The organism is Arhodomonas sp. KWT (assembly GCF_010993615.1).
Genome location: NZ_WNXE01000820.1, coordinates 1 through 750, shown reverse-complemented (window position 1 = coordinate 750; position 750 = coordinate 1). Strand labels below are relative to the sequence as shown.

Genomic DNA, 750 nt, shown 5'->3' with positions numbered 1-750 from the left:
AACGCCCAGCCCATCATCGGCAGCTCGAAGGTGAGGACGCGGTGCAGCGCGAGCACGGACCAGGCGGTGAGCATGGCCACCATCTGCGGCACGCCCACGCCAGCGTGGGCGAGCACCAGGACGAGGGGAAACGAGACCGACGGGCCACCGGGCAGCGCCCCGCCGAGCACGGAGGCCAGGAGCACGCCGGGCAGCCCGGAGGACGACCCGAGCATTCGCGCAAACCACTCGGGCGGGATGAGCTCGGCGACGAAGCTCGCCGCGACGATCGCGACGGGCAGACGCAGGAGCAGCGGCCGTAGCTGATGCAGCCCCAGGCGCCAGACGGCGCGGTGCTCAACCCCGGGGTGACGGTGCGCGGTGGCTGCCGTGGCCGCGAGCAGGACGGCGACGGTGATATAGGCGACGCCCACGTACTCAGTCCCCTCGCGTCGGGCGCGTCAGCGCCATGGCGGCGGCACCGGCAATGAGCGGCAATGGCAGCGACACCAACAGCCGTACCGCGGCGAAGTGGGCACCGAAGAACGGGATCTCCCAGACCAGCACCCGCTGCAATCCGAGCACGGACCAGGCGGTTAGGTAGGCCACGCACACGGGCAGTGACGCCCCGACCCCGCGCAGCCCCACAACCAGCGGAAACGCCGAAAAGGGCCCGCCGGGGGTCACCGCGCCAGCGAGCGTCGCGAGCAGCAGGCCGCGGACGCCGCTCCCCGCCCCCAGCCAGCGTTCGGCCAGGCCCATCGGCAGCAT

At 72.5% G+C, this 750-nt stretch carries 1 protein-coding gene and 1 pseudogene; both read right to left on the bottom strand.

Features of this window, described 5'->3' with window-relative positions:
* A partial coding sequence (locus G7A99_RS22660) for a hypothetical protein (protein WP_163144277.1) occupies positions 1–413 on the bottom strand: 413 nt, incomplete at its 3' end.
* A gap of 4 nt (positions 414–417) precedes the next feature.
* Positions 418–750, bottom strand: a pseudogene (locus G7A99_RS22655) (hypothetical protein); the annotation flags it as partial.